Origin of the sequence: Microcoleus harperi Pol14_C6 (genome assembly GCF_036701295.1) — a bacterium.
In the GTDB taxonomy this organism is placed as follows: Bacteria; Cyanobacteriota; Cyanobacteriia; order Cyanobacteriales; family Microcoleaceae; genus Microcoleus.
On sequence record NZ_JAUBQN010000002.1, the window covers coordinates 184,021 to 201,106 of the forward strand.

Sequence of the window (17,086 nt, forward strand, 5' to 3'; positions counted from 1 at the left end):
TGGAGTATCGGGGTTGACAGATATTTATGATTATTTCACGAATCCAGTGAGGCATTCTATTAAATGAGCAAAAATCTGGAACTACTGACTGGCCAAGACTTTCACCTGTTTGAAATTTGGGCAGAAGTGCGATAGGCAGCAGAGATAGTAAGTGATTGTGCCTAAAATTTGATAAAATTTAGAGTTAAAAATCTCAAATCTAGAATTGAAATGCTTAAAGAGCCCGATCGCCAACCCGAATCCACATTGCTAACCGTCGTGAGGCTTTTGAGATGGGACAAACCAGCAGGAAGGCTCATTTTAATGATTCCAGCCCTCTGGGCCGTCTTTTTAGCAGCAGACGGGAGGCCGCCCGCAGCATTGGTGGGCGTGATTGTGTTGGGTACCTTAGCCACGAGTGCGGCTGGATGCGTCATCAACGACTTGTGGGATCGCGATATCGATCCCGAAGTAGAAAGAACGCGATCGCGCCCCCTAGCATCCCGCGCCCTCACCGTGCAAACTGGAATAGGAGTTGCATTAATTTCCTTGGTATGCGCGGCGATTCTCGCTTTTTATCTCAATCCTTTAAGCTTCTGGCTGTGTGTCGCCGCCGTACCAGTAATTATCTGCTATCCCCTAGCAAAAAGATTCTTTCCAGTGCCGCAATTAGTGCTATCAATTGCCTGGGGTTTTGCAGTTTTAATTAGTTGGAGCGCTGCCGTTAACCAATTAGAATTAGCGACTTGGCTGCTGTGGGGTGCAGTCGTGCTGTGGACATTAGGATTTGATACAGTTTATGCGATGAGCGATCGGGAAGACGATTTGCGTTTGGGCGTTAATTCGAGCGCTATTTTTTTTGGGGAAAATGCTGCTAATGCTGTGGGGTTTTTCTTTGTTGGTACTGTCGGTTTATTGGCGGCAATGGGAATTAATCTGCACTTGCACATAGGTTTTTGGATGGCAATTAGTGCGGCGACGATTTTGTGGTTTTTGCAATATAGTCAACTCCGAAATACGGATATTCCAAACCCTGTTTACGGTCAAATCTTTCGCCAAAATGTTTGGGTGGGTTTTGTCATATTAGCGGGGATGATTGTTGGGGAGATTTTTTAGACTCCGGCTAAGTGGGTGACAGAAGTTAAATCAACTTGTAAGGTGCGTCAGTCATTGATTTTTCTATTTCAACAGGTTTGAATGGTCTGATGCACCCTACGTGCTATTGCAAAACTAGGTATTTGTAGAAAAAATTGTTGATTGGCAAACCGAGGTTCAAGATTGCTATTTTCTTGGAATTTTAACCCGCAGCGACTGACAATATTGCGATCGCCACGATCGATACCGGCATAAGTTTATTTCCGGCTTTCCTCTGTGGCGGTAAAATCTCCAGAATTTTGTCACAATAGGGTGCAGATAAAACCGAGAGTATTTTACCGATCCTCTGCTGCTATGAACCAATTCTTGCTGTACCTGGTCTCTGGGGTGATTACCGTGTTGGTGGGGTATTTTATCAACCAGTTACCGAATTTGCCGGATAACTTGAAACCGTGGGTTCCTTTGGCAGTGGCGGTTTTGACATTAGCGGGCTCGATTGTGCTGATTCAACAAAGCCACTCTGGGAACTCGTCAACCAAGACGGTGATTCGGGGGAATACGCTGAAGGGGAAACTGAGTAGCATCAAAGCTACGGATGCTTTGGTAGAACGAAATCAACTAACTGGAGAGAGTTCTAGCATCAGCACGAGGGATAGCGATTCGGGGACGCAACCATGACGCGCTTTGCGAATCGCACGCGGGAGTTGCACCTGTTTGACCAGATGTTGCGGCAGCAGGTGCCAGAACGGATTTTGTTGATTGAAGCACCGTCGGGTTATGGGAAAACGGGTTTGATGGGGCGGTTTGAGAGAGTGTGTTCCCCGAGAATTCATCCAGTTTTAATCGATCTCAAGGGGGCGCAAGCTGGTATCGCTATTGTGTTTTCCCGGATTCAGCGCGTACTCGGGAAACCACGCTTTCCGAAGTTTAATGCCCAGATCGATCGCTTCCTCAATTCTGGTGTTGAGATTCAGAACAATCGTTTGACGGGAGAAGGCAGCCAAATTCAGGTGATTTTGGATGTGCCACCAGAGGAACGAAAGTATCGTTTAACTCAACTTCAACAGGTTTTTTTTGAAGATTTAGAACGGTTCGATCGCCCGATCGCATTTATTCTAGATACATACAATGGTGCGACGGAAGAACTGGCAGGATGGATCGAGAGTCAGTTTTTGGCAGAAGTGGCACTCAACCCAAAGCTATTTGCGATAGTGGCAGGACAAATTATTCCCCAACCCACTATCGAATGGGAAAACTGGCATCATCGCTGCAAGCTCGATCGGATTATGGAACGCGAAGCCTGGTACGGTTACGTTAAGGACGTTGGCTTCGACTGCTTCAGTTGCCAAGAGATTGATGTTTTAATCGATGCGGTAGGAGGTGTACCGTCACAAGTCGTTGCCTTGTTAGAAGGTGCAGCACGGACGAGGCAGCAGATATGAACGCCGAGTTTTTAGCGCGATTGGTACAGGCGCAGACTGAGGAAGAAAAGGATTGGCTGCTGGCAGAACTTTCCCTGTCGGTGCTGTCGCCAGAGAGGGCAATGGCGCTGGCTGCCGCCGTGCCGCATTGGTTTGATGCCAATATCTTAGCGGCGTTACAGCCAGATTTAGCTCAACAGGCAGAGGCGCTGTATCTGGAACTCCAGCATCTGCCATTTGTGGAAGGGTTTGCCGACAGAGGACACAATATCCACGAACGGACTCGGAAGGCGATGCTTCGGCATCTCTGGGAAACGGAGGAAGAAGCGTTTAAGCAATTTTCCCAGCGTCTGGTTGACTATTTTGGTGCAGAGAATACGAATCGGATCGAACAGATTTATCACGCTGTGATGGCTGATTTTGAGGCTGGCAGCAGTCAGTTTGAGCGCTACATCAGAAGTCTAGACCATAATTTTCGTCGGGGGGAAGCGGAGGCGCTGCTAGCAGCCGTGCAGGAACTGGTTGAGGCTAAACGAGTGCCAGAGAGTTTCGCCGCAGATGTGGTGTATTGGTTCGGGCGAATCCATTTCCGATTTTATGAAGCGCAGGAGGCATTGTCCCGCTACGATACGGCTTTGAAACTCTACGAGCAAGTAGGAGACAATCTGGGCAAAGCCAATACCCTGCGTGCCATCGGCGATGTTTTGCAATTCCTCGATCGCTGTGAAGAAGCCCTAGAGCGCTACGATACGGCTTTGAAACTCTACGAGCAAGTAGGAGCCAATCTGGGCAAAGCCAATACCCTGCGTGCCATCGGCGATGTTTTGCAATTCCTCGATCGCCGTGATGAAGCCCTAAAGCGCTACGATACGGCTTTGAAACTCTACGAGCAAGTAGGAGACAATCTGGGCAAAGCCAATACCCTGCAAGCCATCGGCGATGTAGCATTAGCTAACGAGCAGTATCCGAAAGCACTTGAGCATTACCGACAGGCGTTAGCTTTACTCGAACAAATTCACGATCTATACAGCACAGCCCGCGTCTGGTATTGCATCGGCACAGCTTACGCGAAACAGGGCGACAAGCCTCAAGCAATTTCAGCTTTCACTACCGCCGCCAGCATATGTCGGAATATCAAGTTAGAGGATTTGGCTCAGTTTTGCGAAGGAGCGATCGAGGAAATAGAATAACCCCAAAAACATCAAATCGCAGGCGAATTATCCAATCCTGTATCCGCATTAATCTGCGTTCATGTGCGGTCAAAAAAGATCGAAAGCCCTTTCTAATAATTGAGAAGGGATCTCGCCCATAATTCATCAAACGAGCGATCGGCCTTCTTACATCCGCGTTAATCAGTGTCCATCTGCGGTCAAAAAAGAGCGAGATCCCTTTCTCACCCATATCCAGAGTAGATAGTGTGCAAACAAACTAGCAAGTATTAATAACACCATATCCAGCCCAAAACTATGAAAAAAATCATCATTGGCATCATGGGCCCCGGCGAAAGTGCCACATCAACCGACTTAGAAAACGCCTATCAACTCGGACAACTCATCGCCGAAGCAGGATGGATATTGCTAACTGGCGGCAGGAATGTCGGCGTCATGGATGCGGCCAACAAAGGAGCAAAATCAGCTAACGGTTTAACAGTCGGCATCCTTCCGGGAAACGACACTCGCGGCATTTCTGAAGCTGTAGATATTGCCATTGTCACCGATATGGGAAACGCCAGAAATAACATTAACATTCTTTCTTCAGATGTAATAATTGCCTGCGGTATGGGGACGGGTACTGCTTCGGAAATAGCCCTCGCTCTGAAAGCTAACAAACAAGTTATCTTGTTAAATGACAGCGCCGAAAGTCAAGTTTTTTTTAAAGGTTTAGCACAATTTAACATCTTTGTGGTAAACAATGCTGTAGAGGCGATGAATCAAGCTCGCAAAATCCTAGCAAATCCAAGATGAAATCCAAGATGAGAGTAAGTAAATTCAACAGTTGTGCGATCGGCATTTTTCTGACTTTGGGGATTTTCGTCACTACCAAAGCAGACGGAAGAATTGCACAGTTCAGTTTCCGCAACAAATCCACTCAAAAATTAGCACAGACCCTCCCTCCTCCTCCTCCTTTCGCACAGCCTGTTACCGAACAAGAAGCGCCACCTATTCGCAGCGAATCCGCGCCGGATCAAATAGCTTTAGCAACCCATTTGCAGAGCATCAAAGCTAGAATGTACGGTGCTTACTGGTGTCCTCACTGTCACGCGCAACAAGAACTTTTCGGCAAAGAAGCATTTACCGCGATTACTTACATTGAGTGCGATCCCAGAGGCAAAGATGCTCAACCGGATTTGTGCAAAGCTGCCAATATTAAAGCTTATCCCACTTGGGAAATTCGGGGGAAATATTACACGGGCAGGCAATCTTTGGAAAAACTGGCTATTTTATCTGGTTATAAAGGCAGCAGCAATTTTCTGTCGCCAGTTCCCTCTCCTTAAAACAATCTAACTGACAAGGCTAACATTCTTAGCGACAGTACCGAAACTCACCTAAATCAAATGATTTCTGATTTTAGTTGTTTTACCTCGCAAATCGACCTATGAAGCTCAACAAAAAACTCATCTGTAACTGGTAATTAAGATAAATTAGTCAGGGTAAAAGCTTCCAGATTGAGCTGTTACAGTAATTTTAAATAGAGCGAGCGCATGATAATTCTCCAAGCACATCTCTCATAATTATCATGCGCTCGCTAACTATTCATATCAAACAGCATCACAAAACGTGGCGCTCGATTTATTGCAAATTTTAATTATTTAGTATAAAATTTAGGAGGGGTAAAATCAACCATGAGATATCATTTTTTTCTCCTAAGAAACCAAAAAATATTGAGTGAGTTGCGAGCGCGATAAAATACTCAAAAACTCGATTTGTGAGTACCCCAATCATCTTTAATAGCAAAAGATAATAGGAGTATAGAACTTTTAACATGAAACAGAATTTACTTACTTTAGCTTTAACTGCGATCGCCCTCCTAGGGCTGCCCAGTTGCAGTACGACGACCAGCACTGCCACCACGACAACAGCGCCCACGACTGCCGCAACGCAAACCCAAACCTCGATTAAATTTGGGGCGTCAAGCAGCACGTTGGGTCTTATGAAGGTGCTGCAAACCAACTACGAAGCTACCGCAAAAAACGTTAAAATTACCAACCTAGAACCAGGGCAGTCCGAAAATATAATTGATGGGGTTAAACAGACATTAGTCGATGTAGGTGCAATATCGAGAACATTAAAGCCAGAAGAAAATGATGGCACTTTAGAGTCTCGTGATGTTGCCCACGATGCCCTTTTAGTGGCCACTCATTCCAGCGTCACAGGGGTGAAAAACCTTACTACTGAAGACCTCAAAGGCATTTATAGTGGCACTATTACCAACTGGAAGGAACTCGGAGGAGCCGATGCTAAAATTGTACTGCTCGATCGCCCAGAAGATGAATCTGCCAAGCGGCTCTTGCGGAAATATTACCTAGGAGCAGATTTAAAAAATTCATTAGAAGCAGTAGTCTTTCGGAAAGAAGGAGAATTGATCGACGCAATTCAAAGCACTCCTTACAGCATCGGTACCTTTTCCCTGGCTCACGCCATTTCCGATAAAATACCTGTCAACCGCCTCAGCCTCAACGGGGTTGAACCAACACTAGAAAATGTCAAAGCGGGCAAGTATCCGATGGTTCGGACAATTTCAATTCTCTGGCACAAAAAACCTTCAGAGGCTACCCAAGCGCTACTTCAATACATCTCTAGTCCGCCAGGAATCAACGCGATGGAGCAGTCTGGCTTTATTTCCGTGACCCAATCCGCCAAGAATTAAGAGCTGTGGCCATCCAATCCAGATACGCGCGGTTACCCGTTTCCGCCAAGTTGTTATCACCTCTGTTGTTGGCATTTCTGAGTCTATGGACTGTCGGAACCTTGGGCTTTGGTTATTTTGCTAGAAACAACTTAGAACAAGTGGGGCGAAGGGAGATCGTGGATCTGGCTAGTATGCTGCAGGAAACTCTAAAGCAAAGGCAAGAATCACTTCGTGTGAAAGCCCGTTCGGTGAGTGAAAATCATGATGTCATCACAGCAGTAATAAAGGGCGATCGCCCTTTATTACTGCGGACAGTATTACCAATCCAAGCGGGTTTTAAACTGGATTTGATCAGAATAGTTGACGCTGATGGTCAAGTCTTAGTGTCTTCACAGTTGGGAGCAATAAGACAGGCGAGATTGCAGGATGGCTCTGTGAACCGTGCCGCCCGAACCGGACTAGAGTTACCGGGAGTTCTCCTGGCAGAAAACTGGGCTCCGGCTTCCATGATTGGGTTAATATCCATCAAATCATCTCAAAAGATCCTAGCTGGTTTGGTTGCGGGATTAGCCATGGACGACACAGCGCTCCAGTCGCTTCGCGGCGACACATCCATACATTTGGTGGCTTTTGACGGCGAGAAGGTAACGGCTGCTACTTTGCCACTTAACCGCGATCGGTCTTGGCAATTTCCCCAGCCAGACGGGTTGCCCACTAAGATCGGGATTGCTGGTGAAGCATACCTGATCAAAACAATCAAGCTACAAAGTTTCGATGGGGCAACTCTCAAAATTGCTGTACTGCATTCTGCCAAGGACATCGAGCAAGCACAACAGCGGTTGTGGTTTGTGGTGGGTAGCTTTGGGCTATTGGGAAGTGTCCTGATCGCAGTCGTTACGATCGGAGGTTTCCGTCTGACCCAAGCTCTAAGCCATCGCATTCAAAGACTGACTAAGGCAACCCAGGAATTGGCCAGAGGCAATTTAGCCATTGCTATTCCGGTTGATAGTCAGGATGAAGTGGGGCTTTTAGCTGAGGGATTTAAGAGTATGGCAGAGCAACTGATGGCTCGCGATCGGCAACTGAACCAACAGGTGCAACAACTAGAGAGTACCCTTGAAGAACTGCACCGCACCCAGAGTCAGATGGTGCATAACGAAAAAATGTCGGCACTGGGGCAAATGGTGGCGGGAATAGCGCACGAAATCAACAACCCGGTCAGCTTTATCTACGGCAACCTGTCTCATCTCAACGATCACATCCATGACTTGCTGCGATTACTAGATGCCTATCAACAGCACTATCCCAACCCGTCCCCATCACTTCAAGATGACCTAGACGATGTGGATCTAAACTACTTAAAAGAGGATCTCGCTAAGATTCTTAAGTCGATGAAAATGGGCACCGGTCGCATTCGGGACATTGTGCTTTCGTTGCGTAGCTTTTCTCGTCTGGATCACTCGGAATTCAAGGCTGTCGATATCCATGAAGGCATTGATAACACCTTGATGATTTTAGAACATCGCCTTCAAGCCCTGCCAGAACGCCCAACCATTGAAGTAGTCAGACAATATGGCGAGTTACCGTTGGTAGAATGCTATGCAGGTCAACTTAATCAGGTGTTTATGAACTTGCTATCAAATGCGATCGATGCTTTGGAAGAGAGCAATGAAGGACGTAGTTTTGAGGAGATTGTTGACCAACCGAATCGGATTTTGATTAAGACTACCAAAACAAAAAAACAGTGGGTGCAGATTGCGATCGCCGATAACGGTACGGGCATTCCAGAGAAAGCGCGATCGCGCCTATTCGATCCCTTCTTCACTACTAAACCCGTAGGCAAGGGGACAGGATTAGGCTTATCCATTAGCTATCAGGTGGTGAAGGAAAAGCATGGAGGAAAACTCTGGTGTGATTCCACCCTGGGCAAAGGCACGAAGTTTGTGATTGAGATTCCCATAGATCGGACTCAGCCAACAAATACTTGAGAAGGGGTTTTCAGTTGTTCGACTCACTCTCAACCGTCAACCGTCAATTGTATTCTCACTAAAATACTCTTCAACAATTTTCAAAATCCGCGACGCTGCCAAACCGTCACCAAAGGGATTAATTGCCATTGCCATTGCGTTGTATGCTTCGGAATTGCTGAGCAATTGTGCCGCTGCTGTGAAAATTGTATCAGAATTCGTACCCACAAGTTTAGCTGTGCCTGCGGAAATTGCTTCTGGTCTTTCTGTGGTTTCTCGCAATACTAAAACAGGCTTGCCCAAACTAGGTGCTTCCTCTTGCAAGCCACCGGAATCTGTGAGGATTAAATGACATCTCTGAATCGCTCCTACTAATTCTGCGTAATCTAAAGGTTCTGTTAAAAATACTCTTGGATGGTCGCCCAAAAGAGCTTGCAAAGGTTCTCTAACAGTGGGATTTCGGTGCAGGGGTAGCAGTAAAGCTGTGTCGGGAAATTTATCTAAGATTTGGAGAAAGGCGTCAGCAATTCCTTGTAAGGGTTCGCCCCAATTTTCGCGGCGGTGAACTGTTGCTAAGATAATTCGATATTTGCTCCAATCTAAATTGGGAATGTTGCATTCTGGTTCGCGTTTGGCGACAGAAAGCAAAGCATCGATTACTGTGTTGCCTGTACGGTGAATTTCTCCCAAAACGCCCGATCGCCCTAAATTCTCCGCAGCCAGCTCTGTTGGGGCAAAATGCAGCCGTGTGAGCTGAGATATCAACCGTCTGTTAGCCTCTTCGGGGTAAGGATTGAATACGTCATCTGTTCGCAATCCGGCTTCTACGTGACCTACGGGTATTTTCTGGTAAAATGCAGCCAAAGTAGCGGCAAATGCAGTCGTTGTATCGCCCTGAACTAAGACGATTTCGGGCTGCAATTCTTTAAACAAGGCTTCCAAACCCTGCAAACTCCGGGATGTAATATCTGTCAAGGTTTGCTGGTGCTGCATAATTGCTAAATCCCGATCGGCTTTTAGATCGAACATTCGCATTACTTGCTCGACCATTTCTCGGTGCTGACCGGTTAAAATTACTTGGGTGTCAAAGGTTGGCGAATTTTTGAACCGTTGAATTACTGGGGCTAGTTTAATCGCTTCCGGGCGAGTTCCTAAAACGATGCAAACGCGGTGAGTGGCTTCGGGCATGGTAAAATATAGTTAAGTTTATTGATAAGCAAACTGCAGATTAAGGCAGATTAACACAGATTAAGGCAGATAATTTCAATATCTGCCAGCTATTGGCAACCCGGAGCGGGAATTGCTCGCCCGCGTACCTTACTTAATTGAGGAACGCTATACCAACTTAGTTAATATTAAAACTAGCTCGTACCTTTGGAATTTTTAATCTTTGATTTGTCATGCCCTATCGCTACATTCTATTTTACAAACCCTACGATGTTTTAACTCAGTTCACTGATAATTCGAGCGAGACTAAACGCAGCACTCTCAAAGACTATATTCCGATTCCTGACATTTATGCGGTGGGAAGGCTCGATCGCGATAGTGAAGGTTTGTTACTGTTAACGGATGATGGACAAATGCAACACCGCCTCAGTGACCCGAAATTCGCTCATCCCCGCACTTACTGGGTGCAAGTTGAACGAATTCCTGATGCAAGTGCGATCTCTGCTTTGCAGACAGGTGTCACAATTCAAGATTATCGGACTCGATCGGCAAAAGTGCAATTATTGTTAGAAGAACCCCCTTTGCCGCCCCGCGAACCGCCGATTAGATTTCGCAAAAACGTGCCCACAGCTTGGCTGGAAATGACTCTCACAGAAGGCCGGAACCGCCAAGTGCGCCGGATGACCGCAGCAGTAGGATTTCCGACGCTGCGGCTAGTCAGGTGCGCGATCGGGCATTTGCGTCTGGAAGGCCTAAAACCCGGTGAATGGCGCGAACTAACTCAAGCTGATTTTAGATTTTAGATTGGGGAATTACAGTCAACAGTCTTAACATTTAGGACATTCTTGATAACTGAAACTATTACTGTGGCTGCATTTCCCTTCTTCCTTCTTCCTTCTTCCTTCTTACTTTCGAGGGGGCAAAATAAAACTCTCGTTTCCATCCCGATCTTTTTGCACCTGAGCTCCCAACTTGACAAGAGCTTGCTTCGCCCTTTGACGCACCACCTTATCAGTTGTTTGAGCATAAACCGTACTCCAAGCAGTAAACCGCACCGGCACGCTATCGGGATCTCGGCGCAAATACTCAGCAGTTGCTCGAAACATCTGCGCCAATTTCTGCCCTTCCGACGTTTTTTCCACCCAATCAGCGGCCATTTCGTGAGAGTTAATTGACTCTGGAATATCCCCCAACAGCAGCAACTCATCAAGACCTTTAGTTCGCCACACTATCCACGATTGAGAATGAAGTTGCGGCGAAACGGCAAGGGCCCTAGTACCACGCTCTATAAAGTTAACAGCGGTTTCAGGCTTTCCTTGATAAAAAGAAATAGCTGTGGAAAGAAACAGGTAGATGTCAGCCCACCGCGGGTCGCGCTGCGTAACTATGTCAAAATAATCTTGGCTCAGATTGTAGCCCGTCACATCTCGGGCTTCGTCGTCGCCAAAATACTGCAAAAATTTTAGAAATGTCCAATCTGCAATTAAATTGTCAAATCCAAAACTAGGGATAGTTTTGACCATTTTTAGCCGCAGGGCTTCTTGCTGCGCTTCTTGCTGTGCGGCTTGCTTGAAACTGGCAGCAGACACTGCAGACAGCGGCTTTTGCCCCTGAACGCGAACTGGGGACATTCCGCCCAACTCCCCGCTCGACTGCATGGCGACGACCCCCGCCAGCGCTGCTAGACCGATAGCTCCATTAACGAGCAGGCTCAACCACTTACGTGAAAATTGTTCGATTTTAGCTTCCACGGCACTTTATAAATCCAAGTTTTAAATTAAGTTTATTGAAAGAGAGTAATAATTGGTTGGCGATCGACTATGAATCTCGTTAAACTGTCCAAAGGGATAGTGGAGCCTCCACACAATAGTTTAAGTAGTAGTTTGAGATTTTTTAGCAATATAAAATCTCACATCAAAAATCTAAAATCGAATTGAGCCAAATTCAATGAATCAAGCCCGCAAACGCTTTTCTAAATTACAGGCAGCCCTGTTCAGTGGGGCGATGGCAACAACCGCTTCGATATCTTTGCTCGTTCCCGGCCTGAGTCAATCAGTCCGCGCCGAGCTTCAAGATAGCCCCAAAGCTGTCTTAGACGAAGCTTGGCAAATTGTGAACCGAGACTATGTTGATGGCAGCTTTAACAAGACTGACTGGCAATTGACCCGCCAAGAACTGTTGAGCAAAAACTATACCTCTCGCGAAGCAGCCTATACCGCTCTCCGTAAAGCTCTAGAGAAATTAAACGACCAGTACACGCGCTTCATGGACCCGAAGCAGTACGAAGCGCTGACGAATCAAACCTCTGGGGAACTGACAGGGGTGGGGATGAGGCTCGAAGAAGACGAGAAAACGAAAGTGATTACTGTAGTCGAGCCGATGGAAAATTCCCCCGCCCTGAAGGCCGGGATTCTAGCGGGCGATAGAATTTTGGTGATAGACGGCAAAACTACCAAAGGCATGACTGTCTCGGATGCGGCTCAGATAATTCGGGGCGACGAAGGCACAAAAGTCACGCTGCGGATTGCTCGTGAGGGCAAAAGCGAATTTGATGTAACTCTGACTAGGGCGAGAATTGAGGTAGCAGCGGTTCGCTACAGCCTCAAGAAAGAAGGCGGTCAGAATGTCGGTTACATCCGTTTGCAAGAGTTTAGCTCCCATGCCGGGGAACAAATGCAGGCGGCGATTAAAAAGCTCTCGGATCAGAAAGCTGACGCTTTTGTTTTGGATTTGCGGGGCAATCCCGGCGGGTTGCTGCGAGTGAGCATTGATATCGCTCGGATGTGGATGGATAGCGGGGCGATCGTCCGTACAGTCGATCGCACGGGAGATTCTCAGGAAATGCGGGCAAACCGAACTGCAATCACTGACAAGCCTTTGGTGGTGCTCGTGGATGATAACTCGGCCAGCGCTAGCGAGATTTTGGCCGGTGCTCTGAAGGATAACAAGCGCGCAACTGTGATGGGCGGCCAAACTTTTGGCAAAGCTTTGGTGCAGTCGGTACATTCTTTGGCTGACGGTTCGGGATTGGCAGTGACGATCGCTCACTACTATACTCCCAACGGTACGGATATCAGCCACAAGGGGGTTACTCCCGATGTTAAAGTCGAAGTAACAGACGAACAAAAGCTGAAATTAGCTAACAAACCGATGTTGGTTGCGACTAAGGACGATCCTTGCTACGCGCAGGCGATCGCACTTTTGAAAACTACCGCTTCCTCGGCCCGTCCCGTTGCCGCTCATGAGGTTGTCGTTCCTCATAAGTAGTTAAAACCGTCAGTCCTTAAACAATTAGCTTTAAGATAAAACCCGCTCCGGCGGGTTTTGTTTTTGTAGTTTGATTTAGCCTCAGATTGTTAGAAAATGGTTTGTAATAACAGCCAACTATTTAATCCTACTATAATACTAGCCACTAACCAAGCTAAGGCTTTCAGCCAAAATGGATTTACAAAATCTCCCATTAAGTTGGGGTTTGAGGTAAACATTACCAAGGGAATTACTGCAAAGGGTAATTGCAAACTGAGAATCACTTGACTGAAAATCAGTAAATTAGTTGTACTACCTTCCCCAAACAAGATAATTACGATCAAAGCCGGCACAATTGCAATCAGTCGAGTTAGCAAGCGCCGCAACCAAGGTCGCAGTCGAAAATTTAGAAATCCTTCCATCACAATCTGTCCTGCTAAAGTTGCTGTCAAGGTTGAATTCTGCCCGGAAGCCAACAAAGCAAAGGCAAAAATTGCACTGGCAGAACCCACGCCCAGTACCGGAGAAAGCAGTTTGTAAGCATCTTGAATTTCTGCTACTGCTTGATAGCCGGAAAAATGAAAGCTGGCAGCAGACAAAATCAGAATAGCTGAATTAATAAACAAAGCTATTGACAGCGCTACGGTAGAATCAATTGTGCCAAATTTAATTGCTTCCCATTTTTTATCAGCAGTTTCTTCCCAAGAGCGAGTTTGCACAATCGATGAATGCAGGTAGAGATTGTGCGGCATCACAGTTGCCCCCAAAATACCAACCGCAATATAAAGCATTGCCTGATTTTGCAAAATCTCTAGGCTGGGAACATAACCGAGTAAAACTCCTCCGGCATTTGGTTTGGCAAAAATTATTTCTGCGATAAAGCAAGCGCCAATAATTGCAATAATTGTAATCACTAAAGCTTCGATATAACGAAAGCCTTTTCCTTGTAGAAATAACACCATTATCACATCTAGTGCAGTGATGCACACTCCCCAAACTAAGGGTATGCCAAATAGCAATTGCAGTCCGATGGCACTGCCAACAAGTTCAGCTAAATCGCAAGCAGAAATAGCAATTTCACAAAGTATCCACAGCAAAAAACTGACTCGTGGACTGAAATATTCTCGACAAGCTTGTGCCAAATCTCGTCCCGTTGCCACTCCTAAACGCACGCAGAGTGATTGCAGCATAATTGCCATCAAATTAGATAGCAAAATCACGCTTAATAGCGCATAGCCAAACTTTGCTCCCCCTGCTAAGTCAGTCGCCCAGTTTCCGGGGTCCATGTAACCCACTGAAACCAAATATCCAGGCCCTGCGTATGCCAGCATTTTACGCCAGAAACCTTTGCTGTTGGGAACGGGGATGCTGCGGTGGACTTCAGGAAGGCTGGGCCTATTTTCCGAGTCAGTCATTGGTTTTACCGTTCAATATTTTTCATATTTTTTTCATAATATGACAAATTCCGCTAAATTTGATCTGTCGTATAGCTCAAAATCCGGCGGAGTCACTGTATAGATTAAGTTGTGTATATTTTGAGGTTGAACTGAGGTGCGCGCGATCGACTATGATGAGGTCGATCGGCAAAAATCACTCTTATCTGCGAATACTCTATTTCAAAACTCTAGTCGCATTGAAAATAGCTGCTAAAGCCACCCCAACATCGGCAAAAACTGCTTCCCACATTGTCGCTAACCCAAAAGCACCCAAAGCAATAAATATGCCTTTGACTAACATAGCAAAAATGATATTTTGCCAAACAATATTGTGAGTTTTTCGGGCAATTTTCATGGCTTCAGCCACCTTAGACGGTGCATCTGCCATAATTACAACATCGGCAGTTTCGATCGCCGCATCGGAGCCCAAACCCCCCATCGCTATGCCCACATCAGCTCTAGCAAGCACGGGTGCATCATTAATTCCGTCCCCGACAAAGACAATTTTATCGCCTTTTTTAGATTGACCGATCAATTTTTCGATGGCCTCGACCTTTCCTTCGGGTAGTAATTCCGCTAAATAGGAATCTAAACCGAGCTTTTTCGCAACACTATCAGCTACAGATTGATTATCTCCTGTAAGCATCACGATTCGCTCAACACCAAGTTTCTTGAGGTCGCGAATAGCCTGTACAGCGTCTTCCTTCAGCTCGTCAGCAATCAAAATATAGCCAGCGTAGCGGTTGTCTACCGCTAAATGCACGATCGTACCTTCAGCATGGCAGACATCGTGAGCAATGTTTTCTCGGTGCAGCAAACGGTCATTTCCCGCCAGCACAATTTGATTATTTACTTGGGCTCTGATGCCGTGTCCCGCTATTTCTTCGTAATCTTTCACATCCGATAAATCTATCTTTCCGCCGTAAGCTTCCATAATAGATTTCGCGACTGGGTGATTTGATTGAGATTCTACTTTAGCGGCTATTTCCATTAACGCTATTTGGGAAAAACCATTCTGAGGCACAATTTGTGCTACTTGAAAAACTCCTTTTGTCAGAGTTCCTGTTTTGTCTAAAACAACTGTCTTGACTGCTGTCAGGGTATCTAAAAAAGTCGAGCCTTTAACCAAAATACCGCGCTTGGCTGCACCGCCAATTCCCCCAAAGTATCCCAGAGGAATGCTAATCACCAATCCGCAAGGACAGGAAATAACTAACAAGACAAGGGCGCGGTAAACCCATAAAAAGCGATCGGCATTAGTTGCTCCTGAAATGAACAAAGGCGGAATTAAAGCGACTGCTAGCGATGCAAATACTACAAACGGCGTGTAGTATTTGGCAAATTTGGTGATAAATTTCTCAGTTTCAGCTTTTTTGCTTCTGGCATTTTCTACTAATTCCAAAATTCGGGAGATTGAAGATTCGCCGAAGAGTTTGGTAACTTTGACGGTGAGAACTCCTGTCTGGTTAATTGTTCCTGCTAAAACTGTTTCTCCAACTTTCACGGTTCGAGGTACAGATTCTCCAGTTAGTGCAGATGTGTCAATCTGAGAGTTGCCGTCGATAATTTCACCGTCTAAGGGAATTTTTTCTCCCGGTTTGACAAGGATGATATCGCCGACAGCTACGGTTTCTGGCGAAACTTTTTTGATGTCGCCGTTGTCCTTGAGGTTGGCATAATCTGGGCGAATTTCTAAAAGCGATTTGATCGATTGACGCGATCGCCCGATCGCAAATTCTTGAAAAAGTTCTCCGATTTTGAAAAACAACATCACCCCCACTGCTTCAGGGAGTTTGTGAATAGCGACAGCGCCGAGTGTTGCTACAGTCATTAAGAAATTTTCATCAAACACTCGACCTCGCAGAATATTGCGACCCGCACTGGTTAAAACGTTCCATCCGCTTAAAAGATAGGCTGGGATGAAAACCAGATATTCAGCTATAGAATAGGGCGTGTTGTGGAGTTTTTCTTCAAAAATTAAACCGCCGACAAATAGTACAACCACCAATATCACAGGAATCAATTCTTGCTTGAGGTTAAAATCTCCGTTCCCGTGGTCGTGGTCGTGGCCGTGGTGATGGTCGTGATTATGATTCTCATGACTGTGTTCGTGGTGGTCGTCGTGACTACAGCAGCCGGAATCGCTCGACTTGGCTTTTTGCATGGTTTTTCCTGGGTTTTGGCTTACGTCTGATCGTATGAATATATATTCATATTATACTCAAAAATAAAATCTACTAGATTTTGAGTTAAAAATCTAGTAGATTTTATAAAAATATTGTTAAGTTGGTAGGGAACGTTATGAGGGATTAAGAGTAATAACTATTCTCAGTTTCCGATTGAGAGAGACAATGATTATCCACAGTCGTTAGTAATTAACTAATTAAGCCGCCGGATAAATTCTAAAGGCAAACCATCAGTATCGGCAATAAAAGCTACTTCGTAAACATTTTGCCCGATCGCCTGTTGAGTCGGTTCTAATAAAACTTTCAAAGCTTGAAACTGGTTTGGTTGGTCTTTAGCAGCTTCCTCAAACCGATCTTTCAGAGACTGCAACCAGCTAGGCAAGTCAGTTGTCGCCTCAGTTAAATCGAAAGATAAATGATAATATCCAACATAATGCTCGTCTCCGAAAGCATCCGGTGCGGGTTTTGGTTCCGGGATTTGAATGAGTTCGATGCGTCCGTTAAGACCTTCCATCCAACAGGCTAGGGTGTAACCTGTGGTAAAGCGATCGCTCACAGTAAATCCCAACTGTTCGTAAAAGGCGATCGCCCGGTGTATGTTAGCAGTGCGAATCGAGGCGTGGTGCATTCGATTTTAAATTTTAGATTTTAGATTTTAGATTTTAGATTTTAGAAGGAAAGTAGGAATTCCGGTTTGGAATTTTAGATTTTAGAGGGTAAACTCGGAAGTCGGAATTAAA

Annotated in this window: 15 protein-coding genes; 10 read left to right on the plus strand and 5 right to left on the minus strand. The window is 45.9% G+C overall.

The features are described from left to right. Positions 1-210 precede the first annotated feature (210 nt). The 8 genes from QUA27_RS02475 (at position 211) to QUA27_RS02510 (ending at position 8,332) form a co-directional block, all read left to right on the plus strand. Positions 211-1,095 carry a 4-hydroxybenzoate solanesyltransferase gene (locus QUA27_RS02475; protein ID WP_333066129.1) on the plus strand — a complete coding sequence of 295 codons (885 nt, stop codon included), beginning with the start codon at positions 211-213 and terminating at the stop codon, positions 1,093-1,095. Positions 1,096-1,428: 333 nt separating this feature from the next. Next, positions 1,429-1,752, plus strand: coding sequence for a hypothetical protein (locus QUA27_RS02480; RefSeq protein ID WP_333066130.1), 324 nt, complete (start codon positions 1,429-1,431; stop codon positions 1,750-1,752). Then, complete coding sequence (locus tag QUA27_RS02485; protein WP_333066131.1) at positions 1,749-2,516, plus strand: hypothetical protein; 768 nt, start codon at positions 1,749-1,751, stop codon at positions 2,514-2,516. The genes QUA27_RS02480 and QUA27_RS02485 overlap by 4 nt, the downstream gene beginning before the upstream one ends. Beyond that, positions 2,513-3,685 carry a tetratricopeptide repeat protein gene (locus QUA27_RS02490; RefSeq protein WP_333066132.1) on the plus strand — a complete coding sequence of 391 codons (1,173 nt, stop codon included), beginning with the start codon at positions 2,513-2,515 and terminating at the stop codon, positions 3,683-3,685. The genes QUA27_RS02485 and QUA27_RS02490 overlap by 4 nt, the downstream gene beginning before the upstream one ends. A 276-nt stretch (positions 3,686-3,961) precedes the next feature. Next, a complete protein-coding gene (locus QUA27_RS02495; protein WP_333066134.1) occupies positions 3,962-4,459 on the plus strand; it encodes a TIGR00725 family protein in 498 nt (165 codons plus the stop codon). 8 nt (positions 4,460-4,467) lie between these two features. Beyond that, entirely contained in the window at positions 4,468-4,989 is a 522-nt protein-coding gene (locus QUA27_RS02500; protein WP_333066135.1) for a hypothetical protein, read from the plus strand. 488 nt (positions 4,990-5,477) lie between these two features. Further along, positions 5,478-6,362, plus strand: coding sequence for a substrate-binding domain-containing protein (locus QUA27_RS02505; RefSeq protein ID WP_333066136.1), 885 nt, complete (start codon positions 5,478-5,480; stop codon positions 6,360-6,362). Positions 6,363-6,535: 173 nt separating this feature from the next. Then, positions 6,536-8,332 carry a sensor histidine kinase gene (locus QUA27_RS02510; RefSeq protein ID WP_333066137.1) on the plus strand — a complete coding sequence of 599 codons (1,797 nt, stop codon included), beginning with the start codon at positions 6,536-6,538 and terminating at the stop codon, positions 8,330-8,332. 36 nt (positions 8,333-8,368) lie between these two features. On the opposite strand, the gene wecB is transcribed toward QUA27_RS02510, so the two are convergent. Then, on the minus strand, positions 8,369-9,499 hold the full coding sequence (gene wecB, locus QUA27_RS02515) for a non-hydrolyzing UDP-N-acetylglucosamine 2-epimerase (protein WP_333066138.1): 1,131 nt from the start codon (positions 9,497-9,499) through the stop codon (positions 8,369-8,371). Between the two features lie 212 nt (positions 9,500-9,711). Here wecB and QUA27_RS02520 point away from each other — a divergent pair, with 212 nt between their 5' ends. Next, complete coding sequence (locus QUA27_RS02520; RefSeq protein WP_333066140.1) at positions 9,712-10,281, plus strand: pseudouridine synthase; 570 nt, start codon at positions 9,712-9,714, stop codon at positions 10,279-10,281. A 102-nt stretch (positions 10,282-10,383) separates the two neighbouring features. On the opposite strand, the gene QUA27_RS02525 is transcribed toward QUA27_RS02520, so the two are convergent. Further along, positions 10,384-11,229: a hypothetical protein gene (locus QUA27_RS02525; RefSeq protein WP_333066141.1), complete on the minus strand. Its 846-nt coding sequence runs from the start codon at positions 11,227-11,229 to the stop codon at positions 10,384-10,386. Positions 11,230-11,425: 196 nt separating this feature from the next. Here QUA27_RS02525 and ctpB point away from each other — a divergent pair, with 196 nt between their 5' ends. Further along, positions 11,426-12,745 carry a carboxyl-terminal processing protease CtpB gene (gene ctpB / locus QUA27_RS02530; protein WP_333066143.1) on the plus strand — a complete coding sequence of 440 codons (1,320 nt, stop codon included), beginning with the start codon at positions 11,426-11,428 and terminating at the stop codon, positions 12,743-12,745. Positions 12,746-12,834: 89 nt separating this feature from the next. Here the strand turns inward: ctpB and QUA27_RS02535 are convergent, their stop codons facing one another. The 3 genes from QUA27_RS02535 to QUA27_RS02545 all read right to left on the minus strand — a co-directional run bounded on the left by QUA27_RS02535 (position 12,835) and on the right by QUA27_RS02545 (position 16,974). Continuing rightward, a complete protein-coding gene (locus QUA27_RS02535; protein ID WP_333066144.1) occupies positions 12,835-14,139 on the minus strand; it encodes an Nramp family divalent metal transporter in 1,305 nt (434 codons plus the stop codon). Positions 14,140-14,335: 196 nt separating this feature from the next. Then, positions 14,336-16,324: a heavy metal translocating P-type ATPase gene (locus QUA27_RS02540; protein WP_333066145.1), complete on the minus strand. Its 1,989-nt coding sequence runs from the start codon at positions 16,322-16,324 to the stop codon at positions 14,336-14,338. Between the two features lie 215 nt (positions 16,325-16,539). Then, entirely contained in the window at positions 16,540-16,974 is a 435-nt protein-coding gene (locus QUA27_RS02545; RefSeq protein ID WP_333066146.1) for a VOC family protein, read from the minus strand. Positions 16,975-17,086: the final 112 nt, after the last annotated feature.